This is a genomic window from Geoalkalibacter subterraneus (assembly GCF_000827125.1).
Classification (GTDB): Bacteria; Desulfobacterota; Desulfuromonadia; order Desulfuromonadales; family Geoalkalibacteraceae; genus Geoalkalibacter_A; species Geoalkalibacter_A subterraneus.
This window is the reverse complement of sequence record NZ_CP010312.1, coordinates 20,796-38,775: the sequence shown is the minus strand read 5'-3', so window position 1 is coordinate 38,775 and position 17,980 is coordinate 20,796. Positions and strand designations below refer to the sequence as shown.

The 17,980-nt window shown below is 50.4% G+C and carries 15 protein-coding genes; 2 read left to right on the top strand and 13 right to left on the bottom strand.

Annotation, left to right across the window (positions count from 1 at the left end):
- Positions 1–27: 27 nt before the first annotated feature.
- From GSUB_RS16580 to mobH, 3 genes are read right to left on the bottom strand one after another with little or no spacing between them, the layout of a single operon-like run.
- Positions 28–630 (bottom strand): hypothetical protein, encoded by a 603-nt coding sequence (locus GSUB_RS16580; RefSeq protein ID WP_158414121.1) that lies wholly within the window; start codon positions 628–630, stop codon positions 28–30.
- Positions 551–2,380, bottom strand: coding sequence for a conjugative transfer system coupling protein TraD (gene traD, locus GSUB_RS16575; protein ID WP_052465103.1), 1,830 nt, complete (start codon positions 2,378–2,380; stop codon positions 551–553). Before traD ends, GSUB_RS16580 begins: the two co-directional genes overlap by 80 nt.
- 26 nt (positions 2,381–2,406) lie before the next feature.
- Positions 2,407–4,734, bottom strand: coding sequence for a MobH family relaxase (gene mobH, locus GSUB_RS18330; RefSeq protein ID WP_144402092.1), 2,328 nt, complete (start codon positions 4,732–4,734; stop codon positions 2,407–2,409).
- Positions 4,735–5,519: 785 nt separating this feature from the next.
- Here mobH and GSUB_RS16565 point away from each other — a divergent pair.
- Positions 5,520–6,164, top strand: a complete 645-nt coding sequence (locus tag GSUB_RS16565; RefSeq protein WP_040202750.1) for a hypothetical protein — start codon at positions 5,520–5,522, stop codon at positions 6,162–6,164.
- Positions 6,165–6,266: 102 nt separating this feature from the next.
- Positions 6,267–7,088: a plasmid replication initiator TrfA gene (gene trfA / locus GSUB_RS16560; RefSeq protein WP_158414120.1), complete on the top strand. Its 822-nt coding sequence runs from the start codon at positions 6,267–6,269 to the stop codon at positions 7,086–7,088.
- A gap of 71 nt (positions 7,089–7,159) precedes the next feature.
- Here the strand turns inward: trfA and GSUB_RS16555 are convergent, their stop codons facing one another.
- From GSUB_RS16555 to GSUB_RS16510, 10 genes are all read right to left on the bottom strand, one after another.
- Positions 7,160–8,296 (bottom strand): hypothetical protein, encoded by a 1,137-nt coding sequence (locus GSUB_RS16555; RefSeq protein WP_040202748.1) that lies wholly within the window; start codon positions 8,294–8,296, stop codon positions 7,160–7,162.
- Between the two features lie 426 nt (positions 8,297–8,722).
- On the bottom strand, positions 8,723–9,493 hold the full coding sequence (locus GSUB_RS16550; RefSeq protein ID WP_040202747.1) for a prepilin peptidase: 771 nt from the start codon (positions 9,491–9,493) through the stop codon (positions 8,723–8,725).
- Positions 9,493–11,232, bottom strand: coding sequence for a GspE/PulE family protein (locus GSUB_RS16545; RefSeq protein WP_040202746.1), 1,740 nt, complete (start codon positions 11,230–11,232; stop codon positions 9,493–9,495). Before GSUB_RS16545 ends, GSUB_RS16550 begins: the two co-directional genes overlap by 1 nt.
- Before the next feature lie 12 nt (positions 11,233–11,244).
- Positions 11,245–11,922: a PilZ domain-containing protein gene (locus GSUB_RS16540; protein ID WP_040202745.1), complete on the bottom strand. Its 678-nt coding sequence runs from the start codon at positions 11,920–11,922 to the stop codon at positions 11,245–11,247.
- Positions 11,923–11,938: 16 nt separating this feature from the next.
- Entirely contained in the window at positions 11,939–13,171 is a 1,233-nt protein-coding gene (locus GSUB_RS16535) for a type II secretion system F family protein (protein ID WP_040202744.1), read from the bottom strand.
- A gap of 12 nt (positions 13,172–13,183) precedes the next feature.
- A complete protein-coding gene (locus tag GSUB_RS16530) occupies positions 13,184–14,263 on the bottom strand; it encodes a type IV pilus twitching motility protein PilT (RefSeq protein ID WP_040202986.1) in 1,080 nt (359 codons plus the stop codon).
- A gap of 23 nt (positions 14,264–14,286) precedes the next feature.
- The gene (locus GSUB_RS19480) at positions 14,287–14,586 is read right to left on the bottom strand and encodes a hypothetical protein (protein WP_158414119.1); all 300 of its coding nucleotides are present in this window, start codon (positions 14,584–14,586) and stop codon (positions 14,287–14,289) included.
- The gene (locus GSUB_RS16520; RefSeq protein WP_040202742.1) at positions 14,549–15,553 is read right to left on the bottom strand and encodes a hypothetical protein; all 1,005 of its coding nucleotides are present in this window, start codon (positions 15,551–15,553) and stop codon (positions 14,549–14,551) included. Before GSUB_RS16520 ends, GSUB_RS19480 begins: the two co-directional genes overlap by 38 nt.
- Positions 15,543–16,277 (bottom strand): PilZ domain-containing protein, encoded by a 735-nt coding sequence (locus GSUB_RS16515; protein WP_040202741.1) that lies wholly within the window; start codon positions 16,275–16,277, stop codon positions 15,543–15,545. The genes GSUB_RS16520 and GSUB_RS16515 overlap by 11 nt, the downstream gene beginning before the upstream one ends.
- A gap of 13 nt (positions 16,278–16,290) precedes the next feature.
- Complete coding sequence (locus GSUB_RS16510; RefSeq protein ID WP_040202740.1) at positions 16,291–17,979, bottom strand: secretin GspD/PilQ domain-containing protein; 1,689 nt, start codon at positions 17,977–17,979, stop codon at positions 16,291–16,293.
- Position 17,980: the final 1 nt, after the last annotated feature.

The following is a 17,980-nucleotide window of genomic DNA, read 5'->3' as shown; positions in this document are numbered from 1 at the left end:
TGCTTAACCTTTTCTTCTAAAAGCGGTTCAAATAATCGCCTTGTCTAACCGATACCTGTCTGCAACAGGCGTGAAGTTGAAAACATCCTCGATGTCTTGCCCCAGAATGTCGCGATCTCTTTCGCACAAAAGGCGATCCAGGGTTTTTTTCGCCAATTCAGGCGTCGGACGCGTTGGTTTTGCTCCGGATGTGCTTTTGCCGCCGACACTCTGGACGCTGTAGATCTTGTCGGCGCATGCCTCAACTACGCCCTGGAGGAAAAGAACAAGAATCAGGCGGTCTTTACCCACATGTCCAAGAAGTTCAGGGCGTGCATCGGTCACCCTTTTCTTTGAGATATGCAGGCAGGCCGCAAGAATTTTGAACTGATTGTCTTTGTTCTCGACCTTTGCGCATAAGGATTCGGTCAGGCGCAGTAGAATGTTTCTGACATTGGGCCAGAGAAGTTCCAGCCAGTTGAAAAATCGTCCAGTTTGGCTTTTTCGAATTGCTCGTTCCAGAAGCTTTTCAGAATCTTCAATCTTTGCTTTTACCTTGGGGGCCATCTTTTTATTTTCCCTTTCTTTTTTTGTTTTGGCCCTCTTCTTCCAACTGCAAAATCGGGAGTTTGCCTTTGACAATCTTCCCATCGGATAATTTCATGAAATAATGCAGATTCGGCAGCAGGCCTAGAAGTGCAGGAGGAATTAAATCCGCCTCTTCCTCTTTCAAACTCTCACCATACATTCCGCTAAAATCAGAAGGACTGTTTGTCGTTGTCCCGCTTCGATATTGTTGTTCAATGGATCTGACAACCGTTTTGGGCAGGTTTTCCGCAATATACTTTTGCGTCTCGCCATCAAGGACGCGAAGTGTTATCAGGTTGTTCAAGTTGCCCAAAGCCTGTCGTGCAGCCGCCTCGCTCCCCGTTCTGACCTCAAAATCGGCCAAGGTCTGAGTGGCCACCCAAAGTCTGAATCCTGCTCCGCGACCTTTATTGAGAAGCTGTATGGTGGGCTTGTTGATGATCTCTGCCGCTTCATCTACAAAGATGTTGACCATCGAGATTTTGCCCTCGCCATAGTTGTAGATGTCTCCTGCTACCGCCGTCAGGTCTGCCAAAAGAATTGAACCTATGGCGCTGCCCACGGTCCCGTCAGAGAGAGAGTCAAGGCCGACATAGACGACCTTGTTGTTATGAATAATTTTCGACATATCCGTGATGATTCTATCGTCATCGGCCGAAGGCTCTGGAGAGAGCAGATCGCCGAGAGTCCCGCCTGTAAGCATGCTCAGGATCGGAATAAGCGAAGCCAGCATTTTCTGCATGTGCTCTCGGTTGTGCGTGTAGGCATTGATCAATCCGTCCATTTCCGTTGAGGGCAAAACAGGTTTGATTACGTTGTTGTAGAACTGGATATATGCGTCGACCTCGTTGCCCTTACCTTTAAATCGATTCAGGTACGGTTGAATTTTCTCCGACCAGTCTTCCACGTTCTTGTCGAAGTAGCTTCTAAGGGCCCGGACAACCAGAGGCCCGGGTTCGCCCTCGACATAGCGTCTGATCTTGACGAGGTTGGGGCGCTCATCAATAGCAAGAAGTCCATTGACGATGTTGTTCATGGCCATCCAACCGAAGGCTACGAAAGGATCGTTGGACGATTCGGCGCTCATCAAAGCCGCAAGGCGGCTTGCGATCTCGGTGGGGCGGTTCCAGTTGCGAAGCGGGTCGATACGCACCGAGTTTTCAGGATAGGCCGGATGAAAGACCATAAACCTCTCCGGCTGCCCGGCCTGAACACAGGCCATACGCGCTTTTTCGCGCAGGGCATGGTCGCCTTTGGGGTCAAAGATGATCACCGGCTCGTTGCGCATGACCGCCTGGGTGACAGCAAGACCGAAAAGCTGCGTCTTTCCGGCACCGGTGGTCCCGGCAATCAAGGTATGGCCGTTTTGAAGCCCCAGCGGAAAGAGAAGGGGTTTATCTTCATCTCCCAGGCCATGAATCCATTGCGCTCCATACTTCAAGGCTCTTTTGCCAAGGACCCGCTGGGGGTCTTTTTTAAGCAATTCTGTAGCTCGCTCTATTTCTGTCTGGCCCCAGGAAAACCCGCTGCCCATCCAGGTTCCCTCTTTGAGTGAGATTTTTTTGAGAAACTTGTTCCACGTAAGAAACTCCATCACCCCTTTTTTAAGTCTGGCCAGCCGGGAGTGCTGCCTGAGAGACTGAGCACCGCGCCACAAGGTCATCAAAGAGCAGACTGAGGCCATAACCACAAAGGGCACCATCGGCATATCTGTTTTGCGCACGACAAAAAACATCACGGCCAGACATAGGGCCCAAGACACAAAGGCCCACTTTTCAATATTGGGGCGGTAAGGTATCTCAAACGTTTTCAATGATTTAACTCCGTCGCTGTCAATTTTTAGTTCGCAATAATGTAATATTCAGCTTCGGGGCCATCTCCTTCGCGGATATCTCCGGCCAGCGTCAGCTTCAGAATTCCTCGTTTTGAAACCCCGAGAATCTTCACCCATTCCTCAAAATCTTTCTGGCGCACACAAATCCCTGCCGAAGAGTATTTAACGCCCATGAAAGTTGGGTTCGCCTTGATCTCTTCTTTAAGAGCGCGGGTGATGATCTCTATTTCTGTGAGTTCATCTTCTGGCGCCTTCTGTTTCTCAGGGGGTAAATTTTCCCCTTTTGTCTTTCCTTCCTTTTCTTGCGCAACAGTAGTCGGTGCCGGTGGATTTGATTTGGACGGAACGGCCGGCTTTTGTTTTTTGCCGCCAGGCTCGCTCAGGGTCAGAACCAGCGCGGTTATATCCTTGTTGACAATCAATGCCTTGGCATTTTTTCTCCCGAAGGCGTCTATTTCCCGAACCGCCTTGAGTCCTGAACTGGCGGGGTCCGGCAGAATCCATTCCTGCTCCAGAAGCTCTTTTGTGATGGCTGAGATATCGAGACCGTATCCGCTCAAAGCGCGAGGATGTGCCAGGGCCAGGCAGTTGTTTTCGTAAAGTGTGGCATCTTGCCCCCACTTTTTTCTCCCTGCCGCCAGGTCCTCGGCAAAAGCCTCGAAGATAGGACCAACGCCCTTGATTTCCTCGAAAAAGGATCTTGCATCCTGGATTTTTTCCTGTATTTCATACTGCCCAGAGCAAGGTTTTTCAAATCCCTTGTTTTGAGCCGCCCCCTGGGATGTTTCGCCTTCCTCATCTGCGATAATCTCCGGCAAGGGAGGAGCTTTGGGACCTTGAGTTTGTTTTGACTGGGCCGGCTCCTTACCCTTTTTCGCAGCCTTGTGACTCTTCCCCTGTTCCGCCGGAACCTTCGGCTTCTCTACTGAGGGCTTCTCAGTACCCTGCGGATGCTTCTCTTTGTCGTCCGAGTTGGACTCCGAGCTTGCGGGTTCATTCCACGGTTCGGGTGGTGCAGGTTCCATTGTGGGGGGCGGGGATGCAGAAGGCTCTTTGCAGTCTTGTGCTTCCGTCTCTTGCGAGACGTCCTGTTCGCGGGCGTCACTCAGTATTTCACTGGTCACAAAGCCCGGGACGGAAGCGGGGGCCGGGTCAAGAAGAAGATCTGGCGCACTAAACCGGATAGCGCCAAGCTGGGTCGGACGCTTCTCGCACAGAATTTCAGGGCTTATCTGCCACAGAACTCGGCGCGTGTCGCCCTCTGCAGGCACGATAAAGTCGCGATCGAGCAGAATTTCAGCAATAGTGCTCGGGTCCTGCGGGATCCCTGGAATATTGTCTCTTTTGAGGTATTCGGTAATGTCTTTTGCGCCATGAGGCCAAACGCAATAAAGCTGGGAATCGAGCATCCAGAGCCTTGCTCCGCGCTTGTTGTGCTCCCACACTCCGTCTTTGATCAATCGCCTCATAGCATCGAGCAGATACCGTTCGACCGGTACGCCATACTGAGAACCCAGATCCGATCCTGTCGAATTCTCTCTCAGGTCTTTGGCGCAACTTTCCTTGTCGTACTTATACACAATGTCGTAGATGACGTTTTTGCCGGTAACTGTCCCCATGATGGTATCAAGCATCTTCTGGAAAGGGTCTGCGCCAACGCCTGCATCCATCAGGTAGTTTTCAATCTCTTCGGGAACGATTTTTCGTAAAACCTGGGCGGAGAATTTTTCATGTTGCTTATGCTCTCGCGCTGTTCTCCAACGAATGTAGTAACGATCAATTCCTGCCTGCTCGCCCCACAACACAATGTCTTTACCAAAAGGGTTCCAGCAATGGTTGCCCGTTGAGTCAACCACCTCCATATCGGCGATAGGCTTACCCAAATCGTGTGTAAGTCCTGCGATAAAGGTGGCCATTTCGTAGCGTGGCAAAACCTTTTTTCTCTCTGCAGCGGTCAAGTTATGCCCGAACATCACGCGGTCTGACGCTTGCACCGACCACAGGGCGACTTCGAGTCCGTGGCGCAAAAGTCCGCCTGCGCCGCGATGGTGGTGAGATTCGCTGGCCGGCAGCAGATGGACAAAAGCTGCATAACGCCTGAGCATTGGCATATAGAATTTGTCGAAAATCTCCCCGCCAGAGCGCATAGCTTCCCGGATTTGGGAGATCTTCTCCGCTTGATGCTCAAGCAGCACATCGACCGGCGCCAGTGGAAGTCCTCGGGCAAAAGGCGGGTATCGTGGGATTTCATCCTCCCACATGGCTGTTTTCTTAGGTTTTTTTCGCCAGAAAAGTAAATTCATGGCGCAAATCATACACGCTTTCTTTTTCAAACAACCTCCCGAATAAACCGTTTTTTCCGCCTTATTCAAAGGAAACTTTGGATCCTTTTGCCGTTACCCTTTGGTGGTCAAACAAATCGCCAAAGAAAGGAATCAACAAAATGTTCAGGTTGGTCTTGCTGTTTACAGCCTTTGTGGCGGGAGGATGGTACTCACTCCAATCTCCTGCTGTCGCCCAATGGGTCAAAAACGTCGTGGCAAAAGCCGGAGGGATTTTTGCGTCTCTACCCGGGATTTCTTAGGAGGACATAGAAAAGGTCAGGAACCCACGACTAAAGTCGATGGTTTGCAAGCCCTAACCTGACCAGCCTCAGCTGAAAGCCTCTCAGGTCTTTCAGCTACGTTACCGGCGAATACATAGGTACCCTGGAGTGCATTTCCCAGCCCCAGGCTCTACGGGCAACCATTAAACAGACGTAAGGGGTTAAGTCGGTGCGGTTGCCGACAAACCGTTGGATAACATTGGCGAGGGAAACATCACCCGCGTAAGCGGAGAAAGTACGGTAACAGTATGCAACAAGTATTCGTTCTTGATAACAACCGGCGACATTGTTAAGGCGGTTGTAGTAGCGGGAAGGAAAGCAGGGACTTACGTCGGGCGGGTAGCGGTTCGCGCTACCGGCTCATTCAACATCAAAACGGAGGTAGCCACCCTTCAAGGCATCGGCTGGCGACATTGCCGGCTGCTGCATAAAGCGGATGGCTATTCATACGCCTGACGGCGTAGCTCCATTCCTCCCATTACTGAAGTAGTGGGTTTCCTGGAGGTATTTTTCATGAGCAAGGTTTATATTGGAACGCTGCTTGCTTTTGTGGTCGGAGTTAATTTGGGATGTGCCGGCAAGTCGGTGGAAGAGGTTTCCCCTTTTTTAACGCATGGGCAAGAACCCGCTCAGCAGTGGGCTTATGAAACAGGCTACGGCGTTGTTTCCCCCGAAGCGTCAGGGGCCGTTCTTTTAGTGACTCGCCCCGATCATGTCATCAGGGCTCAAAATCAAAGGCTTCCGGAGATTATCTGGGGAGAACGCACGGAGGAGGAAAAAAAGACTCCTTGTGCAAAGAAAAAACCCTGCCCCTTCAAAAAGGGGGATAGGCCCTGTCAAAAATCCGTATCTGACAAAAAAACGACTGAAGATGGGCCAAAAGTCGGAGTTTTTCCCATCAACGAAGAATCCTCCAAGCTCGCGCAACAGAATTCAGACCAAAATCAGGCTCTACAAAAAGCCCGCGACTTTCTCAACGAACGAAAATCAAATGCCTCTGTCCGCAGTGAAGGGCCAGATCTCTCTGCGCTGGACAGGGCGTGGATGAAATATTGCCGGAATGGAGAAGATTTAACGGATGAAGACATTGCGCTTCTTGAATCTCACAAATACAAGATCCCTCCCCAGTACCGCGACCGCTGCCTGCCGCCTAAATAGGGAGTGCATCGCGCGATTGGAAACGTCTTCAGAAATCATGACGGAGTTTTATTAATGCAGCAAGCAAGCTTAAATTTTGGCGCCGGTGCAGAAGGCACACCCATGGCACAGCCGTCCAGCCTCCGGATGGAGGAAACTCTTGAATTCTCTCTGATACAGACGAAGAAAAGAATCATTGCTCAGGCCGAAAAATTGCCGGCCTGGTCCAATGACTCAAGAGCGATTCCCAACGAAATTGTGAGATCCGAAGTTTTTGGAATGGCCGTTAAGGGAGTCAAGCGTGAATGGATGGTCAACCACGAGGTTCGCTGCTGGAAAGGAAACCGCATCCTTTTCACCGGCGAGACCCTCGATCAGCGAGATCTCGATGTTTGGCTGGCCGTTTTGCATTTTTTTCGCGACAAAGACCTCTATCATCCCCTGTATCTGACTGCAGGGGATATTCTTGATGTCTTGGGCAAAAGCAAGGGGAAGAACAATTACGAAAGGCTCAAGGAGAGTATGAGGCGGCTTAAAAAAGTGACGATTGAAATTATCAGCGACTTTCGTCACTTTGCCGGAGGATTTATCACGTCTTTCGATTACGATTTTTCGCGCAAAAAATACAAGGTCATGATCGACCCGGGCATGGCGAAACTTTTTGCTCTGGAATTTACCCGTATTGAGTGGCCGGTTCGCAGAACCATCAAAGGGGATCTGGCTCGATGGCTTCACTGCTATATCAACTCCCACGATGCCACGGTCAAAGAGCCCTCCAAAATTCATCTGGGCAAAATCAAGGAACTGGCGCGCATAAGCCCTGAGAGACCTTTGAATAAGGTGAGGTTTGATGTGCACAGCGCCATGGAGAGTCTTAAAAACATGGGCATTGTCTGCTGGTATGAGATAGATAGTAACCTTTTGAAATTTGCCCGTTCGAACTGATCTGGCACTGAATTTAAAACAAAAACCCCGATCCGGCACACAGCCAGGTCGGGGTTTTTGTTTTACGTCATTCAGAACGCTTCAAGCATGATAAACACGCGACCTTTTCCGACCTCCGGCGCATAGGCCGGATCGTTTTTCTCCGGCGGGTCGAATTCAAACGGGACATTATCGCCCAGCTCGACCTGGTAGGACGCTGTGCGTACCGTGATGGTGCCGCTGTCCTGGGCCTGTACTTCGAGTTTGACCCGATTGGTGCCAACCTCTGCCGTCTCCGAAGCGGGAATGCTCACAGACAGGCTACTGGACCAGTCGCTAAGCAGCGTGTATCCACTGCCCGAATCGTGCCAGAAGCGGTAAGTGTAGATACCTGGGCCTTCTACCGAAGCCTGAGCTGTTGTGGCGGTGTCCTGGTAAACAGGACCCTCTACGGAGAGGCTTGCTGCGGTTGGGGAATCCGCGGCTAAGACCTCAAAGGTTTTGGTTGTCTCAATGTATTGATCGTCCGGGGCTTGGTAATTTTTCGCACGTGCTACAACCGTATATGTGCCCGGTGCGTAGGCTGTATGCAAATAGACGACCACAAATTTGTCTCCGACAAAGGTGACTTGTCGCCAGTCGGTAAAACTGCCTAGAACCCTTGCCCCATCCGGGCCGTAAGTCTCGTAGGCTATCTCGTAATAGTAATAGTTTATGTCGTCCGAAGCTTCACCTGCGACGTGGATGTTGGTCATCCTGACCTCATAATCATCGTTGTTCTGAACGGCAGGGCTGGCCTTATCAAACGAAAAATCGAGTGTGTGAGGTGCTGCAGCTGCTGTTACCTCGAAGGTTTTGGTTGTCTCAATATATTGATCGTCCGGGGCTCCTTGGTTTTTCGCACGCACTACAACCGTAAAGGTGCCCGGTGCGCGGTTTGTTTGCAAAGAGACGACTATCAATTTGTTTTCGACATAGGAGACTTGTCGCCAGTTGGTAAAACTGCCTAAAACCCTTGCCCCATCCGGGCCGTAAGTCTCGCAGGCTATCTCGTAATAGTTTATGTCGTCCGAAGCTTCACCTGCGACGTGGATGTTGGTCATCCTGACCGCATAATCATCGTTGTTCTGAACGGCAGGGCTGGTTTTGTCGAACGAAAAATCGAGCGTATGCGGTGGCGAGGCTGCCCATCCCCCCTGCACAAAAAACAGCGAGAAAAACAGCACCATTAATCAAGACTTCTTCACGACTGCCTCCTTTTGCAAGAATGTGTTATAAACGCTCCCGCCACTAAACCGTATTGGTTGTAGTGGGGGTTCTTCTCGGGTCAACGAGGTCTGCGCCTGCGACGGTTGCCGCGTGCGACTGACATCCTCTCTTCCGAGCGTAACTTCGGGTCGTCCCACCCCTGGTTGTTTCCGTATACCGCTTTTGCGCGGCTGTTTGAACTGGATCTCACCCGCGAGCAATGCGTTAACGCCTCTGTGCTTGATGACCCCAGCGGCGTTAAAGTCAGCATTCTCGTGATGGCCGCAGCTTCAATTTTCCTGGTTGCAGAAAATCCACTTTTGCAAGAGAGTAGCGCAGACTTCAGGGCTTCTTACTGTCGAATAAGTGCTATTTTCTGCCCTATTTAAAGATTTTCCCGGCCATTTTCAGAATCTGAACAGTAGGGATTGGATAGCGGCGGGGTCGAAGAAAAGACAACTCAATCCGCCAAGGGACAAAAAGGGGCCGAACGGAAGAATTTTGGGTGGGGTTCCCTTGCAAACGAGCGCGTGGGCAAGGATAAAAAAGAAGCAGGAAAAAACGGCGACGATGAAGATAGGCAAAAGAGCCTGCCATCCCAGAAAAAGTCCAAGAACAGCAAAAAGCTTGGCGTCACCCATTCCCATGGCTTCACGTTTGCGCACAAGAATGTAAGTCCAATTGAGTGCGAAGAAAACGCCATAGCCTGTTGCTGCACCAATCAGAGCATCAGCTAACTCGGGGGAGTTGTTCGAAAAAGCGAAAAGCACCCCTGCAACTGCAGCCGGGTAGGTAATCACGTCCGGAATGATCTGGTGATCGATGTCAATTCCAGTGATAACAACCAATGTGACGATCAGAAGCAGACTGGCCGCAAGATCAGACCCGAAGCCGAATTCGAGATAGGCCGCCCCAAAAAGAGCGGCCGTTACCATCTCAACAAGCGGATAGCGCACGGATATAGGTTTGCGACACCGGGCGCAGCGTCCTTTTAGGACAAGGTAGCTCAAAACAGGAATGTTTTGTTTCCAAGTGATCGGAGCTTCGCACTTTGGGCAGGCCGAGCGCCCGTTTGCCCAGTTTTTCCCAAGTGGCAATCGATAAATGACAACATTCAGAAAAGACCCGATTACGGCACCCATGACCGCAAGAAACGTCGTGAAGTAGATATCGATCATTAGCCGACCCTCGTGACCTTGAGCACTTCGCTAAAAGAAGTTGTATGGTCTGCCACCTTTTGCAGACCGCACTGAATCATGGTTTTCATCCCCTTTTTGATTGCCGCGCTCTGAAACTCCCGATGGGAGATGCCTTTGCGGATCATCTCGCGCAGGTCTTCATCCATGTAAATAGTTTCGTAGATAATGGTGGGAGAGGAGTACCCGCCGTTGCAGAATTTACAGGTGCTGCTTTTTTTCTCGGAGGCAATACGCACGGTTTCCGGGGCTTTGACGCTGTGGCGCAGAAAAAGCTCTTTTTCGTCTGCGGTCAGAGGCCTTTCTTCGTGACAGTGCTTGCAGAGTTTTCGCACCAGGCGCTGAGCAATAATGACGGCCAAAGAGGACTGCAACCCGTTGATATCGACATCATAGTTAAGCAGTCGTGGGATAGCGCCTGCTGCATCGTTGGTATGAAGAGTTGAGAACAGAAGGTGTCCTGTCAAAGCCGCCTGAATGGAGATTTTTGCGGTTTCCGGATCTCGAGTCTCGCCTACGAGAATTACGTCCGGGTCCTGGCGCAGAAATTCTCTCAAGGCCGAGGCGAAGGTGATCTCCGCTCGGGCGTTGACTTGAACCTGACAGATTCCGGGGAGCTGATATTCCACCGGATCTTCGATGGTCAGTATTTTGGTGTCAAACGCGCTGATGGCTGAGAGCATGGAGTAGAGAGTCGTTGTTTTACCGCTGCCGGTTGGGCCTGTGCAGAGAATCATGCCGTAGGGCATGGTGCAGGATTTCTTGAGTTTTTCAACGTCTTCAGGGTAGAACCCAAGTGTTTTAAGGTTGAGAGAAACCCTGTTTTGGTCAAGAAGGCGCAAAACCAGTGATTCGCCCTCTTGCAGGGGCACCGTAGGGAGTTTACTGACACGAGTGTTGACCGTGCGCGATCCGGTCTGGAAATTGAAATTCCCGCCCTGGGCGTGAAGTTTGTCTCCGGGTTCCATGCCCGCGGCCTGCTTGATCTGGGCGGCAACCCGGGAGTAGAGTTGAGGTTTAAATCCGTACATGTAGCGCAAAGCCCCGGCAATGCGATAGAAGATGCGAAAGATATCGCCGCCATAAACAAGGTGGATATCGCTTGCTTTATTGGAGAGTGCGTCCCAGACGATCGCGTTGACCAGGCGGGGAGTCAGAGAGCTTGTATCCTTGTTCTGGTCCTTGCCCATCTGTTCTGCCAGTTCAAGCGCCTTGGTCTGGAAGTTGAGATCCGGAAAAACCCGCGATTGGACCAGAAATAGTTCTGATTTGTCGATGGCGCAAAATTCGAGTTTATGCTGGCCAAGAAACTTTTTGGCCAGATCCCTTTTTTTTACATTGGTCGGCTCTGTGATCCCAACGAGAAGCGTATTGTCGTTTAAGGCCAGAGGGAGAATTTCATGTTCCCTGGATTTTTCGGAATCGATAAACTGGGCGGCATCGACATCGATATCTTCTGAGCGAAGATCGAAATACTGCATGCCTGCCTGCTTAGCCAGCGCCTGGGTGATCTGAGTCTCATTGACAAGCCCGAGATTCAGAGCGATTTCGCCGAAACGACCTCCGATTGCTTTTTGTTCTGTCGCAATGATCTGAATGTCGCGATCAGACAGTAAACCCTGTTCTTTAAGCAGGTCTCCAAGTCGAAAGTTTTTTTCTTCCTCTTTTTCCTTTTCAACCACATTGGCGGTTTTATTTCTCACGGTGTTTAAAAAAGACATAATCAGGCCCTTTTAGATTTCAATTTCTGAGGATTGAAGTTGCCGGCATTTTTGAACCAAACAGAAATGTTCAATTTTTTCCAACTCCTGGGAACTACAATATATCGGCTCAAGAGCGACATGGTAACTGTTGGAGATGTTTTCCTCACACCGCAGAACCTTGCTTGTTACCATAATCGGAGTGCTGTGTTCATCAATGAAGATTTTCGAAACGACTGTGATACCGACAGGCATTGGCAAGTCGGAATTAACCAGAATTCCTTCTTTTGATATATTGAGCGTTTTTCCGACCCGAATTTGTAGATGTTTTTCATAGTCTTCTTTTTCTTGGTCGATGGTGAAAAAGGTCATTTCAACGGGGCACTCTGCATCAACTCTTAAGGGACCTCTTTTTTCATCGTAGAGCCTGAGAAGAACCCCGCCGGGAGCAATATGCTCGATGATGGCGGCAGAGAAGAAATTCCCGTCTATCGGATCGGTGTTGATAAGAGCGATCTGACCTACTTTTATTTCTTTCAGAATCTGGTCATGCCCCACCAGTCTGAAGTGGATGTAGGGCTTTTTCTTGACACGAAGAACACCATCGAACTGAACAATTTTGGAGGAGTCTCCTGCCGGCAGATAAATTTCGGTTGGAACCGGCTGGGACAGGGTGGCTTGTTTAATGTTGTCCCAAACTGTTTTATTCATCACCTCTACCCCTTCCTCATATCAATGCTGAAGGTAGTTCGTACATTGGTATGATGATCGACATAACGGTAAACATGACAATAAGCCCCAGGAATATAACGACCATAAAGCTTCCGACGGTTGTGGCAACGCCGATCAGAGAGTCGAGCTTTTCATTATAGTGGTCCATCCCGATATCCATGGTGTAAGTCAGATTACCTGTCCCCTCTCCTGCCGAGGCTAGAGAAGAAAAAACATGATCGAGATGGTTCTGTTTCACAGCTAAAGAGAAAGTTGTCCCATTGATTATTTCGGTATAAATTCCACGAACTCTTTCCTGAACAACCATATTGTTGACGTGTTTTTCCAGAAATTGCAGGATTTTTGTTATCGGCATCCCGGAGGAATACCCGACCTTTATCCCGTCACAGACACGAGAGAGATTGCTGTAGAGGATAAACGTTTTGATGATTGGTATTTTGAGCTTAAATGCGTCTTTCAATTTTTTTGTTGCCGGATGAAGTTCAGCAAAGACAAAGCTGAAGAAAAAGACCACCATGAAAGAAGGGAGAAGCCATCCATAGTCCATCAGCCATTGATTGATTCCCATAATCAATGCCGTTTTTGGGGGAACATCTCCCTTGGGAAGAAAGCTCTCATAGGAATTCATAAGGTTCGGAACGATGATGGTGTTCATGACAATCAGCAGCGTAAAAACGATTGTGCAAAGCAGTACCGGATAAACGCTTTGGCTTTTCATCTTTGAGACCAATTTTGCTTCGCGAGCCAACCTGTCGGATTGCCCTTGAATGACCTCTGGCAAACTCCCGCTTTCTTCCCCCATCCGGATAGATTCAACCAGCATGGTATCAAAAACGCCGGGAAAGGTTGCCAGCGCCTCAGCCAAAGTTTCTCCGTTTTCGATTGTCGCTTTGACCGACTGGATGATTTCTTGAAACTTTTTATTCCCTGTCGTCTTTTGGGTTTCTTCCAGAGCTGCCGGGATTGCGATGCCGGCTCTGATGTAAACCTTGAGTTGTTTCAGAAAATCGGCGACATGTTTTTTGGGAACCTTTTTCTGGAAAATTCTCGAAAGGTTATCCATGAAAGCTCGGGAGTTTTCCTCGCTGTTTTTTTCCTCGCACCAGATCAGAAAGTCTCCCTGGGACTCAATTTTGTTTGCCAGATCGATTTTGGAGGAGGCAATCATGACTCCCTTGGTTTTTTTCTTTCCGTCCGCGGTGCGTGCAACGTATTTGAATTGAGGCATTTTTGTTCTCCGTTAAAAACCAAGGCCGGTCTGCGGCAGTTCGGACTGCATGTCTTCTGGGTTTTTGGCATGTTGGATGGCTGTTTCCCTACGAATTTTCCCCTCTTTTACTAGAGAAACCAGGTGCATATCCATAACTTGCATCCCGTGTGATCTTTGACCTGAAAGCATGTGAGATTCAATTTGATGAAGCTTGTCCTCACGAATCAACTGCCTTATCGCATTGTTGGGGCAAAGTGTTTCAAGGGCCAGAACCCGGCCAGATCCGTTGGCGGCAGGAACGAGTTTTTGTGAAAAGACACCTTTTAGCACAAAGGAGAGCTGAGTTCTGACCTGCGGTTGCTGGTGGGAGGGGAAAACATCAATGATGCGATTGATTGACTGCACGGCCGAGTTGGTGTGCAGAGTGGCTAAAACGAGATGCCCTGTCTCTGCGATGGTCAGCGCATTGGAGATTGTTTCAAGGTCACGCATCTCCCCTACCAACACAACATCGGGATCTTCACGCAGGGCATATTTCAGGGCCGAGGCAAAGCTGTCCGTGTCGACCCCAACCTCACGCTGGGTAACGATGGCTTTCTTCTTTGGATGAACAAATTCGACCGGATCCTCTATGGTCAAAACATGGTGATTTCTATCCGAATTGATCTTATCTACCATGGCCGCAAGGGTCGTAGACTTGCCGCTTCCGGTTGCTCCGGTGATCAACACCAGGCCGGGACGAGCATCGATCATACTGAATCCGATCCGCGGAAGACCAAGTTCCTCAAAACTCAAGATCTTATAGGGAATGACGCGAAAAACCCCGCAGATGCTTTTGAGATTATGGAAGATGTTGCACCGAAAACGGCTGACGCCTTCTATCTCAAAAGCAAAATCAAGCTCTTTTTTTCCTTCCTGCAGCTGTTTTTTTTGTTCCGGGGAAAGAATCTGCATGCACAGCTCTTGCGTCTGAGAGGCATCAAGCAGTTGAGTCCCGGCATTGCAAAGCTCTCCGTCAATACGCATCCGCGGAGGGTTGTTTATTGTGATATGCAGATCCGACGCACCTTTTTCAACCGCTTTTTGCAGCAGATATTTAAGGTCCAACACGTCGTTGCCTTCGGGCTCTTTGTTTAAAAAACAGGGTGCGGGTTCCAAAGAAAGTCTCCTCGTTGTTTTTGTTTTTTATCATTTCCAGCGACCACCACCGGGAGGTCCGCCACCGGGAGGTCCGCCACCGGGAGGACCACCACCGGGAGGACCACCACCGGGAGGGCCGCCACCGGGAGGTCCGCCACCGGGAGGACCACCACCGGGAGGTGTTTCTGGCGGGTAGACGCCTTGAGGGGTAGAGCATTCTGGGAGCGACGAACTGCCGCCGCCGCTACTATCCCCTCAACGAACGTTGTCCGATAAGGTAGAGCTGTCTCCATCAGGACCTGTGGAAAAAAAGCCTCCAAGAGACGCATCGTAGATCAAAATGCGTCCCCACGCATCGTAGGCGTTTTTGCCGTCCATCAAGGCGTTTCCGAGAGGGTCCACCACCAGGTACGTCACGCACTGAGCCGGGTCTGTGCTGCAGCCGGGGTCGCCCCAGTTTGTTTCGTAAATACTCAATGCCGCATTTGCTGAAGCGATCCTGCGCAGGGAAACATTGCGCGCCACCCCGTCGTATTGAGACTGCGGAACGAAATTCTCCAGATCGTCGGAGGTTGATCCGCTGCGATCGGGACCGTAACTCGATACGCTGAAAAAACCGCCCGGTGCAGAAGTGCTGTCCTGACTCTGATAGGGACTGCGCCAGGGGTCCAGAAGGTTGCCTGAGCTGTCCTTTCTGTTAAAAGGGATGTGCCCGTCAAGGTCTGCGATGGTCGAAGGCTTCGTGCCGGTTTTGTCGTAGTAGGACAAAGCGGCCTGAAGGATAAGCTTCATCTCCTCTGCCGCCTGGTCGAGCTTTTCAAGGCGCTGGGTTTCAAGGGAGACCAGTGTCGCGGTATCTTTGCTGGAAAGGGTTAGGTTCCCTGATGCGTCAACCGAGGAGTCAACAACCGTATCCTGGCCGGGAGAGATAATCACGGCGTCATATTCGACGGCGCCGTTTCCGTCCGGGTCATAAGAGACATCTTCCCACAGGGTCAGAGGCTGCCTCCATCCGTCCCGGGGAGCCTTGCCGATCAGGTAGACCAGATCCTGAAGCGAGGAAGCCCTTGAGCCGGTATTTTCGTAGTGCTGGATGTAGGCTGATTTGGCCGCAAGGATGTTTTGCTCGGTATTTTTTTGAGATTTCACGTTCGAGATTTGTGCCCAACTCACCATGCCGACAGAGCCCATGATGGCAACAATGGCTGCGGCAATCACAACTTCCAGTAAAGCCAAACCTTTTTGATTATTAAATCGCATCTACAACTCCCTCTGGCGACAATGACGACTCCTGCTCGTTTTTTGCCTGTTCAAGAATCTGTTTGATTTTTTCTTTATGTTCCGTCTCAATCCGCACAAACTCAACGCCAACGCCGGGAAATTTGCCGTTTTCGCCCCACTTGGAAACCCACCGCACTGAAGCCTTTATCGGATTATCTTCGCAGATCTCGCTTATTTTGACCCATGCCATATCCCCTGTTTCAAAGCGTTCGCTTTCGTTGAGCAGCAAGAAAGCGCCCCCCTCGGAAATATTCTCTGTAACAACTCGTAAGCTGTTTTTGAAGTGAGAGGCCATGCAGATATGCCCATGCAGCGGCAACCTGACCCGGGCCTGATTTCTGACCGGGCGGGGAGAAAACTTGTTGACGGCTTCAACAAACCGCTCAACAAAACGATCCGACCAAAACCATTGCGGGTCGTTCTCTTTTTGATAGAGTGTGGTCGTATCGAGAAAGAGCATGGGGAATGCCTGCTGCATACGCTGGATAATTGTCCGCTGATGCTTCTCGAGCTTTTGCACATTGGCCGTATCCAAAACAAAGCCATGATATTTCTTTGTGACCACCGGATGATGGTAGATGTCATCGACACTGAAAACGGTATCGAAGCTGGCTCCCATTTCCTGGGGGATTTTCTCCAGCAGGTCTCGGTTGGACAGGGAACATAAAATGATCAGGCTGATCTCATCTTTTTTTCTGGGCATCTTCTTTTCCTTCTTACCGATAGGCCGAGAGGTTTTTGACCTTCTGTTCGACCGGCTCCTCTTTGGTGTTGGTCAAGTTGGGTGGCAAGATTGCGTCAACGACGATAAAAAGCTGACTTTCGTTGATGCGGGAAGCCTCGCTGACAAAAGGCTTGGCCAGAATGCTGTCGCTTCCAACGGTTCCGGGCAAACCCGCCTTGGCCCCTGCATTATCCTTATTGTCGAGCCGCGCAAGCAGAAGCAGTTCGTCCGGACGCAGCACTGCTCGGGAAGAAACCCTTTTGGTGCTTTTCAATGGTTTTGAGAGCATTACCGGATCGGTATCGGAAGATCTCTGCCATTGAATCGAGGCGTATTCTCTGACCTTGGAGTTCTCCAGTGCGATATCGAGTTCCACCATGAAATCCCCTGTGGCGGCATCTTCGATGATTTTGGGGCGAATTCGCAGTTTCAATCCCACCTCGTCGCTGACAAATTCGGGCTTGCCTTCGGTGATTGATTTTCCGAAAGAGTCTCCCAGGGACGTGTCGATATCGCCGGGTTCCCAGTAGCCTATCTCATCGACCACATCGAAGCTTACCGGCACGCCATTGGGCGTCATAACTGCAGGGGCTGTCACAAGTTCGCTGTCCCCCCACTGCTCAAGAAGCGTCAGAAGAGAGGCAAACTTGCTGCCGCGCACGCCCGCGCTTGCCTTGTCGGTGGGAACAAACATGCTGCTTCCTGCCACAGCCGGCAAAAGTCCAGATCCATCGTCGCCATTTGTGTCCCCGTTATCACTTGAAGGTACAGGAATCCCGCCTTGCTGATCGTCTGAGGACTGTCCGTTTCCAGCCAGCGATTGAGTGGAGCCGGATGAATTTTGATCGTTGGGCAGAAGAGAGACAGGCATGGCGAATTTGAATGTTCCAAACACATCGTTGCCGAGAAATGAAAGGTTGGGCAGGTATTCCAGTCGAAAATCACGGTCAAAGGAATTGTTGCGCCGCACCTCAAGAAACATGACGTGCAAGGTGACAAACTTAAGCCTTTCTGTGGCTTCAGACTCAATAATGCGCGAGAGTTCACGCACCTTGGAGGGGCGGCCTTTGAGGTGCATCAAACCTGTAGTTTCGCTGACCGCAACTACCTGGACTTCCAGAGTTTTTGCGGTCTCCATAATGATATCTCGCAGATGATCTGGTTCTGCCGCGACGCTTACCCCGTCTTCGCCACCGATAACTCCCGATTGGGAGTCAAGAATCGGTGGCAGAATGATGCGGCGGGTGATGTCTTTTTTGACTTCAAAAATATCGGCTTGCCGGTCGTAGTTGAACTCAACGTCATAGCGGCTGCGTATAAACTGCAGCACTTTTAAAAGAGGCATTTTGCGAAAACTTACAATTCCTGCATCGATATTTTCGAGGTCTTTGGGAACCATCACCAGGGAGGTCTGCATCTGAATCAGCCGAACGATGTTTGCCAGACTCTCGCCTCCGCCGCTGACCAAATTGATCTGGTCTTGCGCAGCCGGGTGATTTTTGAATCTTTCCAGGGAATCGTGTTCTTCTATAAAGAAAACAACCGAAGGCGGCGGAGTTTTTTCCGCTTCGAGTACCGCACTGTAGTCTTTTTCCATTTTGTCCTGCAGGGTCGGACTTTTGTGCATGGTGCTGCACCCTGCCAAAAGAAAAACGGTGAGAATGAAGGCCCAAATACGCATA